The sequence below is a fragment of the Fibrobacterota bacterium genome (assembly GCA_019509785.1).
In the GTDB taxonomy this organism is placed as follows: domain Bacteria; phylum Fibrobacterota; class Fibrobacteria; order UBA11236; family UBA11236; genus Chersky-265.
This window is the reverse complement of record JAEKLQ010000027.1, coordinates 40,085-61,692: the sequence shown is the minus strand read 5'-3', so window position 1 is coordinate 61,692 and position 21,608 is coordinate 40,085. Positions and strand designations below refer to the sequence as shown.

At 61.8% G+C, this 21,608-nt stretch carries 18 protein-coding genes; 9 read left to right on the top strand and 9 right to left on the bottom strand.

The features are described 5' to 3' along the window. Positions 1-1,932, top strand: coding sequence for a sigma 54-interacting transcriptional regulator (locus JF616_05965; protein ID MBW8887291.1), 1,932 nt, complete (start codon positions 1-3; stop codon positions 1,930-1,932). Beyond that, on the top strand, positions 1,929-3,647 hold the full coding sequence (locus JF616_05960) for a hypothetical protein (protein MBW8887290.1): 1,719 nt from the start codon (positions 1,929-1,931) through the stop codon (positions 3,645-3,647). Before JF616_05965 ends, JF616_05960 begins: the two co-directional genes overlap by 4 nt. Here the strand turns inward: JF616_05960 and JF616_05955 are convergent. The 3 genes from JF616_05955 to JF616_05945 are packed head-to-tail and all read right to left on the bottom strand — an operon-like array spanning position 3,644 to position 6,554. Then, positions 3,644-4,402 (bottom strand): rRNA pseudouridine synthase, encoded by a 759-nt coding sequence (locus tag JF616_05955; protein ID MBW8887289.1) that lies wholly within the window; start codon positions 4,400-4,402, stop codon positions 3,644-3,646. The genes JF616_05960 and JF616_05955 overlap by 4 nt on opposite strands. Beyond that, entirely contained in the window at positions 4,372-5,082 is a 711-nt protein-coding gene (locus JF616_05950; GenBank protein MBW8887288.1) for a 1-acyl-sn-glycerol-3-phosphate acyltransferase, read from the bottom strand. Before JF616_05950 ends, JF616_05955 begins: the two co-directional genes overlap by 31 nt. After that, positions 5,079-6,554 carry an ATP-dependent helicase gene (locus tag JF616_05945; protein ID MBW8887287.1) on the bottom strand — a complete coding sequence of 492 codons (1,476 nt, stop codon included), beginning with the start codon at positions 6,552-6,554 and terminating at the stop codon, positions 5,079-5,081. Before JF616_05945 ends, JF616_05950 begins: the two co-directional genes overlap by 4 nt. 85 nt (positions 6,555-6,639) lie before the next feature. On the opposite strand from JF616_05945, the gene JF616_05940 reads away from it, so the two are divergent. Beyond that, positions 6,640-7,551, top strand: coding sequence for a response regulator (locus JF616_05940; GenBank protein ID MBW8887286.1), 912 nt, complete (start codon positions 6,640-6,642; stop codon positions 7,549-7,551). A 93-nt stretch (positions 7,552-7,644) separates the two neighbouring features. Here JF616_05940 and rpsU read toward each other — a convergent pair whose 3' ends face one another. Then, entirely contained in the window at positions 7,645-7,842 is a 198-nt protein-coding gene (gene rpsU / locus JF616_05935; GenBank protein MBW8887285.1) for a 30S ribosomal protein S21, read from the bottom strand. A 434-nt stretch (positions 7,843-8,276) separates the two neighbouring features. Here rpsU and JF616_05930 point away from each other — a divergent pair, with 434 nt between their 5' ends. Both JF616_05930 and rimO read left to right on the top strand, forming a co-directional pair. After that, entirely contained in the window at positions 8,277-9,254 is a 978-nt protein-coding gene (locus tag JF616_05930; GenBank protein MBW8887284.1) for an SPOR domain-containing protein, read from the top strand. A 29-nt stretch (positions 9,255-9,283) separates the two neighbouring features. Then, positions 9,284-10,675: a 30S ribosomal protein S12 methylthiotransferase RimO gene (gene rimO, locus JF616_05925; GenBank protein MBW8887283.1), complete on the top strand. Its 1,392-nt coding sequence runs from the start codon at positions 9,284-9,286 to the stop codon at positions 10,673-10,675. A 42-nt stretch (positions 10,676-10,717) separates the two neighbouring features. Here rimO and JF616_05920 read toward each other — a convergent pair whose 3' ends face one another. Further along, entirely contained in the window at positions 10,718-11,221 is a 504-nt protein-coding gene (locus JF616_05920) for a protein-disulfide reductase DsbD N-terminal domain-containing protein (protein ID MBW8887282.1), read from the bottom strand. A gap of 200 nt (positions 11,222-11,421) precedes the next feature. Here JF616_05920 and glmM point away from each other — a divergent pair, with 200 nt between their 5' ends. Then, a complete protein-coding gene (gene glmM, locus JF616_05915) occupies positions 11,422-12,765 on the top strand; it encodes a phosphoglucosamine mutase (GenBank protein ID MBW8887281.1) in 1,344 nt (447 codons plus the stop codon). 75 nt (positions 12,766-12,840) lie between these two features. Further along, positions 12,841-14,676, top strand: a complete 1,836-nt coding sequence (glmS, locus tag JF616_05910) for a glutamine--fructose-6-phosphate transaminase (isomerizing) (protein ID MBW8887280.1) — start codon at positions 12,841-12,843, stop codon at positions 14,674-14,676. Between the two features lie 61 nt (positions 14,677-14,737). Here glmS and JF616_05905 read toward each other — a convergent pair whose 3' ends face one another. The 4 genes from JF616_05905 to JF616_05890 form a co-directional block, all read right to left on the bottom strand. Continuing rightward, positions 14,738-15,334, bottom strand: a complete 597-nt coding sequence (locus JF616_05905; protein ID MBW8887279.1) for a DUF4377 domain-containing protein — start codon at positions 15,332-15,334, stop codon at positions 14,738-14,740. Positions 15,335-15,413: 79 nt separating this feature from the next. After that, entirely contained in the window at positions 15,414-17,354 is a 1,941-nt protein-coding gene (acpA, locus tag JF616_05900) for an acid phosphatase (GenBank protein MBW8887278.1), read from the bottom strand. A 159-nt stretch (positions 17,355-17,513) separates the two neighbouring features. Continuing rightward, positions 17,514-18,092, bottom strand: coding sequence for a glutathione peroxidase (locus tag JF616_05895; protein ID MBW8887277.1), 579 nt, complete (start codon positions 18,090-18,092; stop codon positions 17,514-17,516). 68 nt (positions 18,093-18,160) lie between these two features. Next, a complete protein-coding gene (locus tag JF616_05890) occupies positions 18,161-19,357 on the bottom strand; it encodes a cellulose-binding protein (GenBank protein ID MBW8887276.1) in 1,197 nt (398 codons plus the stop codon). A gap of 147 nt (positions 19,358-19,504) precedes the next feature. On the opposite strand from JF616_05890, the gene JF616_05885 reads away from it, so the two are divergent. Then, complete coding sequence (locus tag JF616_05885; GenBank protein ID MBW8887275.1) at positions 19,505-20,731, top strand: segregation/condensation protein A; 1,227 nt, start codon at positions 19,505-19,507, stop codon at positions 20,729-20,731. A 37-nt stretch (positions 20,732-20,768) separates the two neighbouring features. Continuing rightward, positions 20,769-21,569: an SMC-Scp complex subunit ScpB gene (scpB, locus tag JF616_05880; GenBank protein ID MBW8887274.1), complete on the top strand. Its 801-nt coding sequence runs from the start codon at positions 20,769-20,771 to the stop codon at positions 21,567-21,569. The last annotated feature ends 39 nt before the right edge of the window (positions 21,570-21,608 follow it).

Below are 21,608 nucleotides of genomic sequence, written 5' to 3'. Positions count from 1 at the left end.
ATGTCCAGCTTCGGTATCGGGGCGCAATTGGTATGGGAATCCGGGGATCACCCGCCCATCGCCCTCAATAAGGTGATCACCACCTTAGGGCGCAACGAAGCCAACGATGTCCAACTGGACGATCCCAAGGTCTCATCCTTCCACGGCAATATCCTCAACCGCGAGGATGGCTACCATTTGCTGGATCTGAAGAGCCGCAACGGCACCGTAGTCAACGGCAAGGCGGTTTCGGCCTGGGCCTTGAAGGACGGGGACGTCCTGGCTTTCGGCGACATCCAACTGCGCTTCCTGGCGAACAATCCTTTCCCCAAAGGGCCGCTCCCGTTGGATCGCCTCAACCGGAAGATCCATACCATGGCCATCCAGAGCCCGGCGCTACGGCGGGAGGCCGAGGAAATCCTGCTCGAGGTGGAACGGCATCAGGATTTCCTCAGGAGCCTGGTGGAGACCGTATCGGAACTGGCCGAGTCGCGCGCGCTCTCCCAGTTCGCGGTCAAGCTGGCCGAGACCCTCACGCGGAAGTTGGAATGCCGGACGGTCTTCATCTCCGCGGAGAAGCCCAAGGATTTGCCCTCGCCTCCTCCCCTGGAACTCGCGGCCTGGGAGGCCATGAATTCCGCTACCCCCGACTCCGGGGAGCGCGTCCTTAAGATCGAGTCGCGCGGCACGGAATGGCGGGCCACGCTGGCCTTCGCGTCCGCCCCCGGTCGCGGGTGGATCGCCTTCCTGGCCGACGGCCTTCCCGCCGAACCGCGGGAAGAATCCCGCGACCTGCTGGAAATGATCCTGCTGTTCGCCTCGGTGCTTTGGCGCAACCTCGCCGAGATCGAGGAACTGCACCGACAGGAGACCGGCCGCCTTCTGGACGAGAAGGACAAGGAGAGCCGCAAGGCCATCGACGCGTTGGAGCGCCAGAACCGGGAGCTGGACGGCTTCCTGAAGCAGATGCGCACGCAATTGGTTTTCGCCGAGGGCGGGCCGATGGAGAAGATCCAGGCATTGGCCCGCAAGCTCGCCACGGTCGATCTGCCCGTGCTCATCACGGGCGAAACCGGCACGGGCAAGACCTATATCGCCCAACTCATCCACCATTATAGCGCGCGCGCCGGAAAACCATTCGTGGTCGTCGACTGCGCCACCTTGCCTGCCAACCTCATCGAGAGCGAGCTCTTCGGGCACGAGAAAGGCGCCTTCACCGGCGCGGTCGCGCGGCGCATCGGCAAGGTCGAAGGCGCCCATGGCGGCACCCTTTTCCTCGACGAGATCGGCGATCTGCCCCTGGAATTGCAGGGGAAATTGCTGCGCTTCGCGCAAGAAGGCCGCTTCGAGAGGCTGGGCGGGAGCGAGGCCATGCAAGTGGACGTGCGTATCGTAGCCGCGACCCATTACAATCTGGAAGAACGCGTAAAGTCCCAACGCTTCCGGCAGGACCTCTTCTACCGCCTGCATGTGCTGCCCCTGGCAATGCCTTCCCTGCGCGAGCGCCCCGACGACGTTCCCGTCCTGGCGCGGCACTTCATACAAAAGCATTTCGGCCGCGCCGATTGGTCCTTTTCGCCCGATGCCTTGGAGGCGATGCGCGCCCACTCTTGGCCGGGTAATGTCCGCGAACTGGAGAATAAGTTGCAGCGCGCCTGGCTGTTCCACGTAGGCGATCGCGTTTCCGCCGCCGACTTAGGGCTGGAAGCGGCGACCGGCGCTCCAGGGCCATCCGGGGATGCCGAAGCCGGCTTGGACGGCAAAACCCTGGAAGCCTTCCGGGAAGAGTACGAATCGGCCCTGCTGCGCCGCTGCCTCAAGGCTTACAAAGGCAACATCACCCGTTGCGCCGAGCACTTGCAGATCTCCCGCAACACCTGCAAGAGCATGCTTCGCAAATACAAGCTGGTCGGGGATCAGGACGTGGACGCCTCCGAAGGGGAAGAAGGGTGAGTTTCGCCCGCGCCGGATGGGCCGCCGCGGCCGCCGTGCTCCTGGCAGCGGGCGGGTGCGATTACTGGGACAACCTGGTAGATAACAAGACGCTGAGCCGGGCCGACCTGGAAGTGAAGGTGGTCGATGCCTGGACGGGCGAAGCGTTGGCCGGCGCCTCGTGCATGGATTCCAGCCAGTCCGTCTCGGCTATCACCGATGAACAAGGCGTTTTCCGGATCGTCGCCGGGCCCACCGGCCAGTACGCCTTCACTTGCGGCCATGAGTGGTATTTCGATAGCGTGGCGAGCGTTCACCTGACCAAGGCCGGCGCGCATGCGGTCGCCAGGCTGGCGCGCCGCGGCCTCGCCGATTGGTATCCGCCAGCGGAAATCATCCGTAAGGTGGGTATCCCGCGGCCGGACGGGGGCGTGGTGCGGTTTCCGTTGGACTTGGATTGGCAAGCCACCCCGGCGGACACTAATGGGCGGTTCCGTTACGAATGGACCTTCTTGCATACCGATCGGCTGAGCCATGGGCGCTGGGTGGACCATGTCCAGTTGGACCCGGAATCCTACTCGCCGCGCTTCCGGCCCAGGGCGTCGACCGAGACGGGGGTCCAACCCGGCCCCGACACGGTCATCCTCAAGGTGTATTCGCTCATGGCCATGAGCAAAAGCGGCGGCTACCTGGTCGGCATCGACACCATGCCCTTCGAGTGGGTCCGTAACATCAAGCCCTATGCCCAGTTCGATGCGAGCGAGAGGGCCCGCTATATCCGGGCCGGATGCGATAGAGCCGGCATTCGACTCATAGAACCCGTCCATTTCAAAGCCGATGATTCGGACGGGGGATGCGATTCGATCAGGTTATGGACCATTAACGCGCCAACCCTCCGGACGATGGACACGCTTCTGTCTTGCACGGTGGTTCCAGGGCATGATTTCGCCAAAGTCGAAATCATCCCGCCTCGGCCGGACGCGCAGGGGGGGTTGCCCAATTCCGATAACAGCACCGACTACTATAATCTCTTAGCCATCGAAATCACCGATAAGAACGGGGAAAAGGCGAAGGACACCCTCACATTGAGGACCCATACCAACGTGCCTCCCACGGGGTGGGCCAGGCTTCTGGATCCGAATCCGACATCGACTTATCTCGAAGGGGATCCGCTCACCTTCGAGGTCCACGGCCATGACACGGATGGAGGCATCGAAAGGATAGATCTGTTTTGGACCCGAAAAGATGAAACGACCCTCGCGGCCAATCCCTGGTTCAACCCCGAACCGTCCCCCACGGCCACGAGCCAGTGGACGCAACAGTTCACGACTGCGGGGCAATACGATTCGAAAGGCTGGATCATCGATGATTGCGAGGATTCGATTCCCGTTCCCGTGCCCAGCTTCACGGTCGTGAAGAATACCCCGCCTTCGATCGTGATCAAGAATCTTATACCCGCTGCCACTCCGGCCGGGGACTCCCTGACGGTGACTTTCGATCTGACGGTGACGGATGCGGATAAAAGCAGGGGCGATAGCCTCACCCAGGTGATAGTCTTTTGGTCGAACGACACCTTTGAACGGGAAACGTCTCCGGCCACCCCCTTCACGAAAGTACCGCCTTACAAGCATACGTTCCCCCTTCCCTCCGCAGGATCCTCCATACCCATACGCATCCAAGCCGAAGACGATCATTACGGCGTGAGGGATACAACGATCCAAGTACAGTTCCGCTAGCGCGCGGGCTCCGCCAACCCTTCGGTTTCCGACTCCGTCAGCGGCCTCACCGTTCCGGGGACGCACTCGCCCAGTTCCAACGACCCGATCGAGACCCGGACCAGACGCCTGACCTTATAACCCAGCGCATGGAACATGCGCCGGATCTGGCGGTTGCGCCCTTCCGTGAGGGTTACGCGATACCAGCCTCCACCTTCGGCTACGACTCCCGCCGGGGCGGTGGGCCGCCCATCCAGATCGATGCCGGAGCGGAAGCGCTCCAGATCCAAGGGGCCGGGACGGCGGTCCAGCTTCACTCGGTAGACCTTGGCCACGTGGCGCGCGGGATCGGTCAGCAAATCGGACCAGGCCCCGTCGTTGGTCAGGAGCAGGAGCCCTTCGGAATCCCGATCCAGCCGGCCGACCGGGAAAATCCAACCGCCCCGCCATTCCGGCGGGAGCAGATCATAAATGGTCTTGCGGCCCATTTCATCGCTGCGGGAGGTCACGTAGCCGGGCGGCTTGTGCATGCACAGGTAGATGCGGGCCGCCGGGGTAGCAGGTGCGTTACCCTTCTCCCCCGCCCCGACGGTTTCCCCCGGGGCGACCTCGATCCGATCCGATCCCAACTCGACCCATTGTTCGGGGGAGGATGCGATCTCGCCGTTGACCCGCACCCGGCCTTGAGCGATCCAAGCCGCGGCCAAGCCGCGGGAACACAGGCCCAGCTTGGACAGGGCCCGGTTCAGCTGGGTGCGTTGCCGCCGTGCCAACATCGTTCCACGTATTCCTTGATTCGGACTTGCGATGCCTTGCCCCCGTCCAGCCCTTGGGTGTCGAAAGGCGGGAAAACCTTGAGCCGCACGGGAATCCGGCGCGCTCCGGGCTTGCGTTTTTCGACGGCGTCACGGGAACCTTCGATGCGTACCGGAACGATGACCGCCTGCGCCAGAAGGGCCAACCGCGTCCCTCCCAATTTGAAGGGCAGCAGGCTGCCGTCCTTGCTGCGCGTACCTTCCGGAAAAACGACCAGGGGCTTGTCCGACATGGCGTTCGCGGCCTTCTCCAGCGCTTGATGGGCGCCGCGCTTGTCGGTGCGATCGATGAATATGCAGCCGATCTGCCGCATCCAGTAATTCAGAAGCGGCACGCGCGACAATTCGCGCTTGGCCACGAACCCGATCAAGCGATCCGCCGCCTTCGCCAGGCACGGGATGTCGAGTTGGCTCTGGTGGTTGGACATGATGATGATTTTACGGCCGGGGTGCTGGGCCAAATACTCGGTCCCTTCCATGGCCACATCGGCGTCGAACACCTCCAGAACGTATCCGGTCCATCGCCGGAATTGGCGCGTCAGCCAAACCTCGGGATCCATGGCCCTGGTAAGCCGATTCCACACGTAACCGAACATGCTCTCCAGCATGTAGGCCAGGATCTTGAGGACCCGCAGGATCATGATCGGGCATCCTTTCCGCGCAGGGCCCTCAGGGCCTGTGTCATGGCGACCGGCCAGGCCGAAAGGCCCCGCCGCAGGAAGGGCGAGGGCGCGGCCTGCACCGGCTTGCCCCGCAAGACGCGGCGGCGGCAAGCGCAAAGGTAGAGGAATCGTTGGGCGCGCGTTACGCCCACGTAGAAGATGCGCCGTTCCTCGTCCATCCGCTCGCGGGGCAAGGGAGCGCCGGCGCGCCGATTGGGCAAGATGCCGTCCTCCAGCCCCATGAAAAAGACGGCGGCGTACTCGAGCCCCTTGGCCGCATGCACGGTGGCCAAGATCACCTCCCGCGCCGCTTCGGCCCCCGCCAGGCGCTCCAAAGCCACGCGGTAATAAGGCTCGAGCGCGTTGATGCGGAACAGGATGGCCATCTCGGACCAGGCCAATCCTTCCTCTTTCCGCAGCCGCTCCATCTCGCCGATCATCCAGCGCGCCTGTTCCGCGCCATCGGCATGGATCAGGGTGCGTACGGGGGCGTGGCCCCGCGAGGATCCAGGCCGCAACCGCTTGCGCAAAGCCGCGGGCTTCCCGTAGAAAACGGAATTCGCGTAACTGACGATGGGACCTGAAGAGCGGTAGTTGGTTTCCAGCTTCAGCACGCGCAGGCCGGGGAACATTTCCATGGCCGCCCGCAGATTGCCGGGATCCGCCCCGCGAAAACCGTAGATGGCTTGGTCGTCGTCGCCGACCAGGAACAGGCGCGGCGGATCGTCGGCCAGGAGTCGGACCAATTCCAGTTGATCCCGCGAGGTATCCTGGAATTCGTCCACCAGGATGCGCGGCCAGCGCGCTCGGTATCCCGCCAGCAGGTCCGGATGCTCGCCCAGCAGACGTAACGCCAAGGTGACCATGTCCCCGAAGCCGAGCATGCCCTGTGAGAGGAGATACGCCCGGAAACGGCAGCGCCAATCCGCCCGCTCCCCGGCTCCGCGGGCCCCATCCCCGTCCGAATCCTCGGCGAAGGCGTCCGCCAGCCAAGCGGATAGCGTGGCGGGCGTCAGATCGGGCGCCCGACCGGCGGACCGCTCCGATTCCAATTCGCTACGGACCCAGGCCTCCGCATCGTCGTCCCCGAGCAGGCGAGGGCAGACGGAAAAACCGAGACGCCCCCAATTGCCTTCCTCCCGGATCAAGGAAAACGCGAAAGCATGAAAGGTACCGATCCAAGGCGGATCGGCGGCTCGATCCCAGGCGCCTGAAGCGCGCAAACGCGTTTCCATCTCCAGGGCCGCGTCCTTCGTGAAAGTCAGGGCCAACACCCCCCTTCCTCCGAAGGCGGGATCGCAAAGGTAAGCCGCGCGGCGCGTAAGCACCGTGGTCTTCCCGGATCCGGCCCCCGCCAGGACCAGCAACGCGCAGTCCGGATCGGCCGAGACCGCCTCCGCCTGTTCGGCATTCAGCCCCTCGATCCAGCCCGCCGCGGTAGGCGCAGGCATCTTGCTTTCAACACCTCGCGAGCGTATACTTGCGTTTAATTCGGATGTTGGCACGTTCGGGAAATTTAGTCAAAAGCGGAAACCCATGTTCAAGATCCTAGTGGTGGATGACGAAGCTCCCATCCGGGACATGCTCTCGGACGCGCTTCGCATTTTCGGTTACGCGGCCGACACCGCGCCCGACGGCCCCACCGCCCTGCTGAAGCTATCCGCAGCGCGTTATGACATGATCCTTTCGGACATCAATATGCCCCACATGACGGGCTTCGAACTCCTCCGCAAGGTGGAAGACGCGTATCCGCAAGTCAAGCGCGTACTGATGACCGCCTATAACCTCGACGATTACATGCGCATGGTGCGGGACCATAACGTAGGCAACGTCATCACCAAGACCGTCCCCCTGAATTTCAAGGAGATCCGCGAGATCCTGAACGCGCTCCTCAACAACGCCATTTTCGGCTTGTCGCAATACATGCTCGAACCTTGCGCCAGCCAAACCTACAAGCTGGTAGAGCCCTCGCAAATCGATGAGATCAGCGAATCGCTTTCGCAGCATTATTCCGGTACCCCGACGCACAACAAATTCAAGGTCGTGCTGATCGAACTCATGACCAACGCGCTTTTTTACGGAGCGCGCAATGAGTCCGGCGACCGCAAGCAGGAATGGGTGAAGGATTTCCGGCTCCCGGACGATCAGGCCGTGATCGTAACCGCCTGCCGCGATCGGGAAAAGTTCGGGGTGTCGGTGCTGGACCGGGGCGGCAAGCTCGACAAGCACACCGTTCTCTATTGGCTCGATCGCCAAACCACCCATGACGAAAAGGGCCTGCCCATGGGCATTTTCGATTACCACGGCCGCGGCTTCTTCATCACCCGCAAATACGTCGATCGCTTCATCATCAACATCGAGAAGGGCAAGCGCTGCGAGTGCTGCATCTTCAACTACTTCGAAGAGAAGTACGCGGGCAACAAGCCCCTCATCATCAACGAGATTTAGGCAACAAAAAAGCGGTTCCCGGAAGGGGAACCGCTTTTCGTCCGAAGGGACCTAGCGACCGGCACGCCTTACGGCGCCACCGGTCTCCGGCGTTCAGACATTTGCTTCCAATTGCTCTTTGATATGCTTGCGAATGGCTTGATTGCGCTTCCGTTTCTTTTCATCGGAAGGCTTTTCGAAGCGCTGGTTCTTCTTCACGTCGGACAAAATGCCCGACTTCTCGCAGGTCTTGGTGAACCTCCGCAAAGCCTTTTCGAAGGATTCACCGGGTCGTACGATAACGCCTGTCATGGGTAGTTGAATTCACCTCTTTTCCGTGCCTAAGGACCCTGCCGAAGCGGCCAAGGTCCGTTTGGTAATGTATCAAGCGGGCTTACCGGTGTCAATGAAAATGGGGGTATTTAGAGAGGTTAACGCCGGCTGATCCCTTTCTTTAACCTAAGTGAAATCAAAAGGTTAGACAAACCCGAAAATTCTCATTGGTTACCATTCCATACGAACCGCTGCCTGGGTACTTGAGAGACCTCGATAGGTGGTTCCGGGTAATTGGATGCTTCCCCTTTGCAAATGCTCTTAAGCAGGTTGATGCAGGAGGGAGGCATATTAAATTTTTGTATAATTTGGGGTTTGTCGGTTAAGATCCTTGAAATTCCCCAAAAAGGAGTCATACGATTCCTGGAGGGAAGAGAAAACTCGTGAAAACCGCGTTATCCGAGGGGGCAAGTTTGTCTCACCGTTATTTGCAATTCGTGTTTGCCGCCAGCCTGGTATTGCTGATTGGCGGTTGTAAGAAGGACAAAGAAAACTCCGCGGTCGTGGAAGAGGTCCCCGCGGCCGCTCCCCCGAAAGAGACGGATACCTCGGCGACTTTGGCCGAGGAGCCCAATTTGCAGCAGGTGGGCAAGGATAAGCCCGGCAGCGCCAAGAACACCTTCCATCCCGGCAAGGGCAAGGGGAAGAATCCGGGCGCGGCCTCGGCGCCGGCTTCGGAAGCCGGCTTCTCGGATGCCGGCCATTTCGTGGTCCAGGTCGCCATATTCAAGAGCAAGAAACAGGCAGGGGCCCTGGTGGAGAAACTTTCGGGACAGGGTTATCCCGCTTATGTCGCGGAAGTAAACGATCCCGTTCCCCAATTGTCGGGCACCTATCAGCGCGTACGCATCGGCAAGTTTCTAAAAATCGGGGACGCCAAGGCCTTCGGCGACAATACTCTCAAGCCCCTCGGTTATGACTATTGGGTGGACAATAAGAAGAACGACGCCGTAGGCGGGGCTGGGGGCAGCTATTCCGCCCCCGCCGCGGAGCCCGCTTCCGGCAGCGCCACGCCGAGCGCGGAGGCCCCCGCGCCGCGCAAAGGTAAGGGCAAGAAATCCAAAACCGCCGCCGCCGAGCCCAGCGCCCCGCCGGGCGGGACCTGGGGAACGCCCACTGACGCGGCTCCGAGCGAACCCAAGACCGCGGAACCCGCTGCGCCTGCCTCCGGGGATTCCTGGAGCAATTCCAAGCCGGAAACCTCCACGCCCGCTCCAGCCGCCTCGTCGGATTTACCGGGCACGAAGCCGGCTTCCGCCGCCGCTTCGCCTTCAGCCCCCACCCCCTCCCCGGATGCGGCTCCCGCCTCGCCCGCGCCCGCCTCTTCCGCGAAGGCCCCGGGCCAGCCTGCCAAGGCCGATTCCGGTAAGGTCAATCTCGACGAGTGGTAATCCGCCTCGGCATTTCCTACCGTTCCTGAATGCCCCCTCGTAAAACGAAAAATCGGCCGGACGCTCCGCCGGCCGGCGCCTCCGCCATTTCCCCGTCCCCCAAAGTCCGCCTCCTGAACCTGGGCTGTTCCAAGAACCAGGTCGATAGCGAGAACATCCTGGGCGAGTTCGGCCGGGCCGGATTCATCCTGGCCGATGAGGAAGACGAAAAGGCCGCCATCACGGTCATCAATACCTGCGGATTCATCGAAGCCGCCAAGGAAGAATCCATCCAGGAAATCCTCGCGGCGGTCGGGAGCAAGGGCAAGGGCGAAAAGCTGGTGGTGGCCGGCTGCCTGGCGCAACGGTACATGGAGGATCTCAAAAAAGATATCCCCGAGGTGGACCTGTTCATCGGCACCTACAGGCCCGGGGAAATGCTGGAGCGCCTGGGGCTCAACTCCTCCCTGCCTTCGGACTGCAAGGTGGGGGCGGGACCGCGCGCCTTGATGGGCGAGGAACGCCATCATGCCTTCCTGAAGATCGCGGAGGGCTGCAACCGCGTATGCGGGTTCTGCGCCATCCCCGGCATGCGCGGCAAGCAAAAGAGCCGGAGCATCGCCGACATCGTGGGCGAGGCCCAGCAATTGCAAGAGTGGGGGGTCAAGGAAATCTCCCTCATCGCGCAGGACCTGACTTATTTCGGGCGCGAGAGCGGCGGCCAGGAAAGCCTGGAGCAGCTTTTGCATGCGCTTCTAAGGCATACCGACATCCCGTGGTTCCGCATGATGTACGCCTATCCCGCCTTCATCACGGACGGGCTCATCGACGTGATGGCGAACGAAAAGCGCATTTGCAAGTACCTGGATATCCCTATCCAACACGCCAGTTCGGCCATGCTCAAGGCCATGCGCCGCAATTACGACTCCGTGCAGTTGCACGAAGGACTCGCGCGCATGCGCAAGGCCATTCCGGGCCTCGCCCTACGTACCACGGCGCTGCTGGGATATCCCGGCGAAACCGAAGAGGACGTAGAAATCCTCATGGCCTTCCTGGAGGAGATGCGCTTCCGGCATTTGGGCTGCTTTTCGTACTCGGACGAGGAAGGCACCTTCGCCTATGACCTGGAACCCAAGGTTCCCCAGGACGTCATCGAGGCGCGAGTGGATCGGATGATGACGCTGCAGCGGCAGATCTCCCTGGAAGAGAACGAGAAGCGCATCGGGGATGTCGTCGAGGTGATCATCGACGCGGCGGCGGAAGGAGCCGATCACCACTTCACGGGCCGCACCGAGGGAGACGCGCCCGAGGTGGACAATACCGTGATGATCTATGGCGCCGAAGGGGCCATGGAAGCCGATCCCGGCAGCTTCCGCAAAGTGCGCATCGACGATGCGAGCGAGTACGATCTGATCGCGACCCTACTGCCGCCTGGCGCCTGACCCTTCCGAATCGTTCCCATGTGTCGGAACCGCGTCCCTACCTCAGCGAGCCATCCGCGACTCTGACGAGATTTCCTTGGGCGGGTAGCAGGTCGCCTGATCGCATGCCTGATATTTCAAGGTGACGATTGTGCGGGGCCCCCCGGGCCCATCCGCATTCCGCGACGAAGGCTTCTTGAGAAAGGGCAATACCACGTCGAAGGCGCCGGAGAATAGAAGCACATCTCCGCCCATGGCATCGGAATGAACCCGTTCGGGCCGCGGGTATCCGGGCTTGCCGAACTCGCATCCTTCCGCCTTCGCTTCCACCCGCGTTGGTACCAGGAAATCGTCCAGGGGGGCATCGGAATTGATGTGCCAGCCGGGAGCGATCTCCACGTGAACGATGAGCTTGTCGGCGCGGGATGCAGTATCGCTGGAGGGCACCTCATAACGGAAGGAAAGCTTGGGAACGGGTTGGCGGGACGGGGACTGGGCGCGAACCGGGATAATGATGCAGAGAAGCGCCGTTCCCGAGGTTCCCAACCACTTTCTTATCAGGTTCATTCGAAGGTTTCCCACCGCAAGTAAAAAATGTCCAAACCCATAGGCGCAAAGGTCAAGATGTCGTCTCGCAAGTGTAACATTTTCCGGCGCTTAGGAAGCGTCGATGCGATTGACATGCCCTTCGGCCTTAAGGTATCTTGTCCGGGTAATGCGGGCCGTCGCTTACGGCCCTTCGCGCCAGCCATAAGGGAGGATTAGGGATGTCGGTATTGATGCGGTCCGTTTCGGGCATCCGTGGCATCATCGGGCCGGCCTTTTCGCCATCCCTGATCGTCAACTACGTGAACGCGTTCATCCAATTGACCGGCGCCAAGAAAGTGGTGGTCGGCCGGGATACCCGGCCCACCGGATTCATGATCGAGAACCTGGTGGCTTCGGCCTGCTCGGCCTCGGGCGCGGAAGCCATCATGCTGGGGGTGGCCAGCACCCCCACGGTGGAAATGGAAGTCATCGAATCCAAGGCGGGGGGCGGCATCATCATCACCGCCTCGCATAACCCCATCGAGTGGAACGCCCTCAAGTTCCTCACCCACGAAGGCATTTTCCTGGACGAGCCCCAGGTGAAACAGCTCTTCGAATTGGTGGATAACAATCGCTTCGACTGGAAGGGATGGGCGGACGTGAAGCCGGTGGGCCGGCGCGAAGGCGCCGACGAACGCCATATCGAAGCCGTCCTCAAGCTCCCGTTCATCAAACCCGATCTCATCCGCGCCAAACGCTTCCGCGTGGCTTATGACGCCGTGAACGGCGCCGGCAGCCTTATCGTCCCGAAATTATTGAAGGCCCTGGGCTGCGACATGGAGCTCATCCACGTGGAACCCAACGGCATCTTCCCCCATGGGGCGGAACCCACGCCGGAGAATCTGGTCCAATTGGAAGAGCTGGTGCGGCGGAAGGGCTGCCACGTCGGCTTCGCCACCGACCCGGACGCGGACCGTTGCGCCATCGTGGTCGACGGCGGCAAGGCCATCGGCGAGGAATACACCTTGGCCTTCGCGACCATGCTCGTGCTGGACCACAAAACGGGCCCGGTGGCCGTGAACCTCTCCACCAGCCGCATGGTCGAGGACATCGCCGCGCGCCATAAGGTGCCGGTGCTGCGCACCAAGGTCGGCGAGATCAACGTGACGGTGGGGATGAAGAAGAACGGCAGCGTCATCGGCGGCGAAGGCAACGGAGGCGTCATTTCGCCGGATCTCCATTACGGCCGCGACGGCATCCTGGCGGTGGCCATGACCCTGCAATTGATGGCCGAAAAAGGCAAACCGCTCTCCGCCATCGCCGCATCCATCCCGGCATACCATATCGAAAAGCAGAAGTATTCGGTGGCGGGCAAGGATTTGCAGGCCATCATCGCGAAGCTGGCTACCCGCTTCCCCGATGCCAAGGTCGATCGGCAAGACGGGCTCCGCTTCGAATGGGAGAAGAGCTGGGTCCACTTGCGCGCTTCCAACACCGAACCGGTCGTGCGCGTCATCGCCGAAGCCCCGGACAAGGACCAGGCGCAAAAGCTGTGCAAAGCGATCGAAGCGGAATTGGGATAGGAAAATGCGTCCCGGCAGATTGAATTTCGGATATTCCAACTCGCCTTTTGCCTTATCAACGAAGGATTGACGTCTATGTGCGGAATCGTGGCCTATACCGGAAAGCGCAATGCCCAACAAATCCTGGTGGAAGGGCTGAAAAAGCTCGAGTACCGCGGTTACGATAGCGCGGGCGTTTGCATCCAGAGCGACCACAAGCTGGAACTGGTGCGCGCAAAGGGCAAGTTGGTGGAACTGGAGAATGCCCTCAAGACCGGGCCGCTCACGGGCAGCGTGGGCATCGGCCATACGCGGTGGGCGACCCACGGCGCCCCCTCGGTGATGAACGCCCATCCCCATACCAGCGAAGACGGGAAATTCGCGGTGGTGCATAACGGGATCATCGAGAACTACGCCATCATCAAGGCCGCGCTCCAGAAGGAAGGCGTGGTCTTCAAGTCCGAGACCGACACCGAAGTCATCGTCCACCTCATCTCCAAGTTCTATAAGCAATTGCCCGGCAAGCCCGGCGACCTGGCAAAAGCCGTCTCGGAAGCCCTCGCCAGCCTGGAAGGCGCCTTCGGCATCGTGGTGGTTTCGGCCCATGAACCCGGAGTGCTGGTAGGCGCCCGGCGCGGCAGCCCGCTGGTCTTGGGCGTCGGCGATAACGAATTCTTCCTGGCCTCGGACGTGGCGCCCATAGTGGAACATACCCAAAAGGTGGTCTACCTCGACGACAACGACATGGTGGTCCTGAACGGCAATTACAAGATCACCAACCAGGCCAATGCCGAGGTCCGCCGCGAGGTGCAGAACATCGAGTTCAGCGCCGAGCAGGTGGCGCGCGGCAACTTCGATCATTTCATGCTCAAGGAAATCTTCGAGCAACCCACCACCGTGCTCAATTCCCTGCGTGGCCGCATCCTGCCCGACGGAACCGCCAAGTTGCAAGGCCTGAACCTCGTGACCCAGGAATTGCGTTCCATCCAGCGCATCATCATCGCGGCTTGCGGCACTAGCTTCTACGCCGCCAAGGTGGGCGAATACCTCATCGAGGAGCTGTCGGGCATCCCGGTCGAGGTCGAATACGCCTCGGAGTTCCGCTACCGCAACCCGATCATCAACGACAAGACCCTGGTGTTCGTGATTTCCCAATCCGGCGAAACTGCGGATACCCTGGCCGCCCTACGGGAAGCCAAGCAGAAGGGCGCCACCGTCCTGGGCATCTGCAACGTTGTGGGCTCCAGCATCGCGCGCGAGACCGACGGCGGCGTCTACCTGCATGCCGGCCCCGAGATAGGCGTCGCTTCGACCAAGGCCTTCACCTCGCAGGTCACCGTATTGACCTTGATCGCCCTGCTTTTGGGACGCATGCGCCGCACATCGCCCGACGAGGGCATGAAGATCTGCAAGGCGCTCAACAAGATCCCCGACCAGATCAAGGAGATCCTGCAGCTCAACGATCAGATCAAGTCCATCGCCAAGGAGATCAAGGACCACGGCAACTTCCTCTTCCTGGGGCGCGGCTACAATTATCCGGTGGCCTTGGAAGGCGCGCTAAAGCTGAAGGAAATCTCCTACATCCACGCCGAGGGCTATCCCGCGGCCGAAATGAAGCACGGGCCCATCGCCCTTATCGATTCGAACATGCCCACCGTGGTCATCGCCCCCACCGACGCCCTTTTCGACAAGATGCTGTCGAACATGCAGGAAGTGAAGGCCCGCGGCGGCAAGATCATCGCCATCACCGATTCCGAAGCCAACCTGGGCAAGCTGGCCGATTGGACCATCATCATCCCGAAGACCCTGCATATGCTGACGCCTTTGCTTTCGGTGGTGCCGCTGCAGCTGTTGGCCTATCATGTGGCGGTGATGCGGGGATGCGATGTGGATACGCCGAGGAACCTGGCGAAGAGCGTGACCGTAGAGTAGCCGGTCGAGCGCATTCCGGATCCGTCGTTAGTACGGGACCATGGCCGATTCGGCCTTTTGCCTATCCGGGAACCAAATGGCCGGTCGAATCGGAATGCAAAACCCGTACGGAATCCCCGACCAACCCTCCCGCCTGGGGCCGCACCCGCAGGTCCATGAATATCCCGCCCTTCGCCGCCAGACTGGCCCGATCCTGGGCCGAGGGTATGAAGATCGTGCGCTCGTATGCGTTGATACGCAAGGTATCCCCTTCGAGCCGCAAACTCGCGGTGTCTAGCGGGAAGGAACGGAAGCTCCAATCCGGGACCGCCTCCTTCGATAGGATTTTGTCCAGGTAGTATTCGATGGAACCGGGGCCATCCATCTCCGGGTGGCTGACGTGATGGCGGTTCAACCGGACCCTTTGCCTATATCCCCATTCGAACCGGAATCCTTCGATCTCCCCCTCGGAGAAGTCTATGCGTTGGCTGTCCGCATCCGTTCCCACCATCCTCGGCCCCATGGTGAATTCGAAGGTGGAAGGCATCAGGTAGGGTTCCAGGGTAACCTCGATGGGAGACATGGCGCTGTCGGGAAAGCATCCGGCCAAGGCCACGGCCAATGCCAGGGCCGCGGCGGCGGCTATCATCAGCGAAACGAAGGCATAAGGGGAACGCATAGGACAAAAATACTAGTCATTTTTAATCTACCCACGGGAAAAATGCGGGCCGGTCCCGGGGAAACGCGGCCCGCGCCGATCAATTCGGCAACTCCATCGTTCCCGTCAAATCCGCGGCAGCGGCATCGCGCGAGCTCAGCGGCAACAGGCTGAAGCGACGCTCGATAAGGCTCAGGATGGAAACCGTCTCGTAGGCGTGCTTGTCCACATACCCCTTTTTGGCGAACGGGGAGATGACGATTCCCGGCACCCGGGTGCCCGGGCCCCAGCGGTCGATGACCGGAGGCGCCACGTGATCCCAGAAGCCGCCGTTCTCATCATATGTGATCACGATGACGGCATCGTTCCAAATGGCGCTGGCTTTGACGGCTTCGATCAGAGCGACCGTGTGCTGCTCGCCTTTTTTGACGTCCGTATAGCCGGGATGCTCGTTGTTGTCGCCCACGGGTTTGATGAAGGAGACGGCCGGCAGGTTCCCGGAGTTCAGGTCGGCCATGAAATCCTTCTCGTCCTTGAGATGGGCAGCGCGACCGGGCGTGCCGTCGGCGTAGTTCTTGAAGAAGGCGAAGGATTGATGATGGAACTGGAAGTTCGAATCCGGGCGGCCTGCCGCGGCCGAATCCCATCCGCCCGAGTACCATTTCCAGGTCACGCCCTTATCGTTCATGCGATCGCCGATGGTGGGAAAATCGAGATCGGGTACTAATTGATCGGCCGCCGCCGTGGCCGGATGCGGCGTGTTGTGCGTGTAGATGGTGTTAATCAGGTAGCCCTCGGGGGTGGCTTGGCCATCGGCGAAAGTCCGGTCGGACTTCTTCACGATGTTGCCGTTGGCGTCCAGGGTCGCGCGGTACTTGGCGGGGATTTCCGGCCAGAGCGGCGTGCGCGCCGCGATGAACCACATATGGTTGAGGAACGACCCGCCGAAAGCGGAATGGAAGAAGTGATCGCAGAGCGTGTAATCCTTGGCGTACTTGGCTAACGGCAGGCTATCGGTATCGAAGTAACCCATGACCATGCCGCGGGCGTTGGAGACTTGCGCGTAGTAATCCATCTTGCCGCCATGGATTTGCAGTTGCTCCTGATAAAAACGGTGCACCAGATCGGGAACCTGGTCATCGAGCTTCTGGTACTTGAAGAAGGAGAAGGGCGCGTTCGGCATGGTATCCGTATACAGGCTATCGGGCGTGTTGTTATTGGTGTTCCAGGGACGGGGAAGATAAGAGTAGGCGGCGCCGTTGGTGTCCTTCTGGGGCTCGGCGGAATATCCCGAATCGAGGTTAGCGGCCCCGGGGAACTTCCCGTACAGGCTGTTGAAGCTCCAGTTCTCGAGATAGATGACTATGATGTGGCCGGGCTTGGCGATGGGCTTCTTGAGGGTGACGGACACCGCCGTTTCCGAATCGGACATGGGCACGTACAGCATGGGCGCGAAGGCATCCTTGGAGGCGGCCAGGCCGGGCTTGCCGTTGAGATCGGGTAGCGCCGCGGCGGCTTTGCCCAGGCTTCGGGCGGCGGCCGCGGAATTGCGTTGCGTGCCGGTCGCGAAGGCCCCTTGCGCGAGCCGCATGTGCAGCGAAAGGCCATCGCCCCGCAGCAGCAAGATGTAAGAGCCCCGGGGCAACGGGCCCAGGACCTTGTCCAGCCGATTGGGGCCCGCGGAAAGCATGACCGGGGTATCCTTGCGGAGGGCCCGCCCATCCACGGACGCCAGGGTGAGGCGGACCACGGCGGTCCTGGGGGAACGCACGAGGAGCGAACCATCGGCCCCGAATACGGCTTGTAAGCCCTCTCCCCGCGCCGGGCCTTGCGGACGCAGGGCGGAAGCGGCGTGCGCGAAATGGAAGGACCCGTCCGATCCGGTGGTGACGGAATAGGTCGCATCGTCGGTGGCCCAGACCTTAGCGCCGGCGATGGCGGCGCCGGAGCTGTCGATCACCTTTCCGGTGATGTCGTAGGCATGCGGGGAGGAGGCGAGGGAAAGGGCCGCCGCGAGGGCGGCATAGGTCAAGCGCATCATGGGATCTCCTGGTTGCCACGGAATTTATTTCCGCGGCCGTCACGGATCCGTTTCAGGAGATTTCGATCGGATTAAGGATGTTGCGGAACCGTTAGGAAACGATGTCGCCGGAAACCCGGCCGCATCGCGCTGGCCGAGATTAGGCCGCGCCGGCCGAAGTCAAGCCTGGATAGCGGCCGGCACCGGTTTCGCCAACTCGGCCTCGATGGCCCCGATCAGCCCGGGATCTTCGGGCTTGGTGTCGGGCGAGAAACGCACGGCCACCTCGCCTTCGCGATCGACCAGGAACTTCTCGAAGTTCCAGGTGATTTCCCCCGCCTCGCCGGTGAAGCTGCCCGCATGCAAGGCCTTGCGCAGGACCCGCAGGATGGGGCTGCCAGGCTTGGTCGCCTGCGGCTGGGCCCGGGTGAGATAGGCGTACAAGGGATGTTGCCCCGGCCCTTTCACCACTAGCTTGGAGAACACCGGGAAGCTGACGCCGTAATTCAAGCTGCAGAACTCCTGGATCTGCGCATCCGTACCCGGTTCCTGATGGCCGAATTCATTGGCCGGGAAACCCAGGATCATCAATCCGCGATCCTTGTAACGCTTATAAATCTTTTCCAGGCCTTCGTATTGCGGCGTGAGGCCGCATTTGGAGGCCACGTTCACCAACAACAGGACCTTCCCGCGGAAGGCGTCCAATTTGGTTTCGCCGCCATCGGCCTTGCGGATCGGGATATCGTATAGTTCGCTCATTCCCCGAAAATACATCTTGGCGGACGCCAAGTCGCGGGAATCGATCGAATTCGATGGGTCGAAAGAGATCAAGGCCGGGCGAAAAGGCCTGCGTCGATGGCGTTGCCGCCGATCCTGAGCACCGCGCGATAGAGGCCGGCGGGAAGGGAGGCGGGCAAAGGCAGCACCCGATCGGGGCCGCCATCGAGCAATGCCGCCCAGGCCAGGCGGCCGCGGAGGTCGCGCGCTTCCAGGCGCGCCTTCTCGGGCCAGGCCATCCCCGTCAAACGCAAGCCCCCGGCCGCGACGGTGAGGCGGAAGGCCGGACCGACGGCTCCGGGCCGGACGGGGGCTCCCGGATCCGCCGCGGTAAAGGCGGCGGCCGTGGCGGACGCGCCGCAGGTGCCTCCGCAGGCGTCGGGCATGGAGAAGGTGTATTCGCGACCTCCGAATACGGGCTTGTCGGCCGCGTCGGTCAGGCGGATGCGGAAGGAGTCGGCCGGCTTGAGGATGAAGCCCTGGCCCATGTCGCTGTAGCGATCGGCCGGGCCCCACGCCCCGTTCAGCCATTGTTCCACCCCGTGGATGCCGTTGGGCAGATGGGTGACCATGATTGCTGGCCAATATTTCATGGCGCCCTTGAGGAAGTAAATGCGCACGTCCCCGGTATAACCGGGCGCGGCCATGAAATCCCAGCTGATGGCGCGGTTGTTCCAATGATCGGGAGCGAGGCCCGTCAGGACCTTGCCGTCCTTCTGGAAGCGGTCCAGGGAGGGCTTGGACAGGTCGAGGTGGCGGGGATTGTCGCGGCACCAGGCATTGCCGTCGCCGCAGGAATCCGCCACGATGAAATCGAGGCTACCTCCCGAATAGGCATCGTCGACCCATTGGGCGTTGGCCCCGCGGCAGAAGGGCTGGCCGGGCGCGCCGTCGTTGGTGCCGTCGCACATGGGCCCCAGGGTCACGTGCACCCAACGCCCGCAGTTGAGCCCATTGTCGAAAGCGCCGATGACGGCCAGATCGGACCCGGTCAAAGGCCGGGCCGGCGAGCTGGAATAATTTCCCGGCGTGTTGTACACGTTGAGGGCCACGAAGTCCTGGGTCTCCAGCAAATCCTGGGGGACCCCGCAGCCTCCATAGGGCGATCCTAAGGCATCGAACCAAGTCGCCACGGCGGGAGTCTCCGCCCGCGCCTGGGGCGGGAGCAGGGCCAGCCCCAGCGCCGCGAGGCAACCGGTCGCGAGCACGGCCCGCCGGGATGATTTTCCGATCCTCATTTTCGCCATGGGGCCCCTCGCCTATATGGTCGCGAATCCCCCCGTGGCGGTTCGCCCGGTTCCGGATTCCGGGGTTTTTAGAGGGGTTTCAGGCACGGGCGGGAGCGGGCCTCCGGCCACTTTTCTACCTTGGTGCGACTGATCTTCAAGACGCCTATGTCCTTGCCAAGCAAACAGATTATCGAAACCGAATACGAGGTGAAGCTGGGGGTTTTCGAAGGCCCCCTCGATCTGTTATTGTACCTGGTCCAGAAGAACGAGCTGGACCCCCGCCAGATCCAAATCAGCGTCATCACCGATCAATACCTGGCCTATATGGACGGCATCAAGGAAATGAACCTGTCCAATGCAGGGGAATTCCTGGTGATGGCCGCCCGCCTGATGCGCCTCAAGGCCCGCGAGTTGCTCCCTGCCGACCAAAAGGACGAACTGGAGGAGATGGAGTATGAACTGGACCGGCAAATGCTGATCCAGCAAATGCTCGAGTACCAGAAGTTCAAGGAAGCGGCCCGCGTGTTGCGGAACCATGAATCGCGGCATTTCGGGGCCTATGGCCGCGGCCGCCCGGAAACCGCCGACGAGAAGAGCGAAGCGGAGCTGGAGGAAGAGGCGGGGGTTTTCGACCTGATGTCCGCCTTCCGGAGCGTGGTGCTGCAAAAGCCCAAGCTGCCGGTCCACGAAGTCGAAATCGACGATGTCACCATCGAAGACCGCATGCAAGAGGTGGAAATCGCCTTGACCGAACGAGGCCGCAGCCTGTTCGAGGATTTGTTCGCCAACGACACGCGCACCATCTCGCTGGTGGTGACCTTCATGGCCATCCTGGAATTGGCCAAGCTGGACCGCATCCTGTTCCGCCAGAGCCGCGCCATGGGGCCGATATGGGTCTACCGCAAGCAAAAGGCCGCGGACTACGAACTGGAGCTGAAACACGACGAATCCATGCTCGATACCTTGCCCGAGTTCAAGCCCGGCCTGGTCGGGATCGTGCAGGAGCAGATCAAGCAGCGGGCGGTGAAGAACGCCTTGGAAGAGGCACTGCGGGATTTGGAGAACGGGATCCTTCCCGGAGACGCCAAGCCCTCGGAAGCGGCTGGCGCGGAAACCGCGGGGCCGGAAGCTGCGGTCGCGGAAGGCGCCAACGGCAACGATATCCCTTCGGAAGCCGCCAACGGCGAAGCCGGCCCCTTGGAAACAGCCAGCGGGGAAACCGGCGACGCAACGCTTGCCGCGACGGCTAAGGCCCCTATGGACTCCCGGCCTGCCAGCGAGCCGGACGCTCCGGATCCCATCGCCGATGCCGCCCTGAGGGACCTGATGAAACGGATGCGCGAAGCATCTTCCGGCGAGGTCACCTCCGACATTCCCGAGGACGAAGATTGAGGCGCCTACCCGGCCGCCAGGACGAGGAATCCCAAAGTTGAATCTTCCCGAAGACCATTCCCAAGACGAGACCCCGGTAACGCCGGCGGCCGAGAGCGCGCCTGCATCCCCAACGGAAGAAATCGCGGTCGATGCGGAAGCCGCGCCCGCTTCATCCGCGCTGGATACCGTCGGCGAGGCGGAAGGCGAAGAAGTCGAATCGGCCTGGACGCCGGAGCCCGCCAAACTCCTTTCGGCTTTGCTTTTCGCCAGCAACGAATACCTGAGCGGGCGCTCCTTGAAGGAAATCATGGGCGATGATTGGGACCTGGCGTCCCTGCGGCGCCTCATGAAACAGGCCAACAAGGACTTCGAAGCGCAAGGGCAACCCTACGAAATCATGGAAGTGGACGGCACCTTCCGCATGCGTACGCGCACGCAATACTATCCCTGGGTGCGCAAGCTGTTCAAGGAAAGCAATCCCCGCCGGCTGTCCCAGGCCAGCCTGGAGACCTTGGCCATCATCGCCTATAAGCAGCCCATCACCAAGGCCGAGATCGAAGCCATCCGCGGCGTGAACGTGGACGGTTGCATGAAAAGCCTGCTGGAGAAGAAGCTGGTGGACGTGAACGGTCGGACCGACGCCATGGGCGGCGCCTTCACCTATTCCACTACCCGCGAGTTCATGCGCTATTTCGGCGTGAACCGCGTCCCCGACGATTTGCCGCGCTTGACCGAGTTCGAGGCCATCGTGAACGCCCAAGCCCTGATCCCGCAGATCGGGCAGGATGGGACGGTCATCGAAATCGAGCAACAGGAACCGGACGGGGAGCAAATGTCCTTGGATCAATTGGAATGAAGAAGGGTACAGGGTTAAGGGTACAGGGTACAGGGTTAA

Bases quoted from the DNA above. Each gene is read 5' to 3' on its own strand.
- glmM (MBW8887281.1), top strand. From the start codon at position 11,422: ATGTCGGTATTGATGCGGTCCGTTTCGGGCATCCGTGGCATCATCGGG.
- acpA (MBW8887278.1), bottom strand. From the start codon at position 17,354: ATGATGCGCTTGACCTATGCCGCCCTCGCGGCGGCCCTTTCCCTCGCC.
- rpsU (MBW8887285.1), bottom strand. From the start codon at position 7,842: ATGACAGGCGTTATCGTACGACCCGGTGAATCCTTCGAAAAGGCTTTG.
- JF616_05950 (MBW8887288.1), bottom strand. From the start codon at position 5,082: ATGATCCTGCGGGTCCTCAAGATCCTGGCCTACATGCTGGAGAGCATG.
- JF616_05885 (MBW8887275.1), top strand. From the start codon at position 19,505: ATGTCCTTGCCAAGCAAACAGATTATCGAAACCGAATACGAGGTGAAG.
- JF616_05965 (MBW8887291.1), top strand. From the start codon at position 1: ATGTCCAGCTTCGGTATCGGGGCGCAATTGGTATGGGAATCCGGGGAT.
- JF616_05955 (MBW8887289.1), bottom strand. From the start codon at position 4,402: ATGTTGGCACGGCGGCAACGCACCCAGCTGAACCGGGCCCTGTCCAAG.
- JF616_05890 (MBW8887276.1), bottom strand. From the start codon at position 19,357: ATGGCGAAAATGAGGATCGGAAAATCATCCCGGCGGGCCGTGCTCGCG.
- glmS (MBW8887280.1), top strand. From the start codon at position 12,841: ATGTGCGGAATCGTGGCCTATACCGGAAAGCGCAATGCCCAACAAATC.
- JF616_05920 (MBW8887282.1), bottom strand. From the start codon at position 11,221: ATGAACCTGATAAGAAAGTGGTTGGGAACCTCGGGAACGGCGCTTCTC.
- JF616_05905 (MBW8887279.1), bottom strand. From the start codon at position 15,334: ATGCGTTCCCCTTATGCCTTCGTTTCGCTGATGATAGCCGCCGCCGCG.
- JF616_05895 (MBW8887277.1), bottom strand. From the start codon at position 18,092: ATGAGCGAACTATACGATATCCCGATCCGCAAGGCCGATGGCGGCGAA.
- rimO (MBW8887283.1), top strand. From the start codon at position 9,284: ATGCCCCCTCGTAAAACGAAAAATCGGCCGGACGCTCCGCCGGCCGGC.
- JF616_05940 (MBW8887286.1), top strand. From the start codon at position 6,640: ATGTTCAAGATCCTAGTGGTGGATGACGAAGCTCCCATCCGGGACATG.
- JF616_05945 (MBW8887287.1), bottom strand. From the start codon at position 6,554: ATGCCTGCGCCTACCGCGGCGGGCTGGATCGAGGGGCTGAATGCCGAA.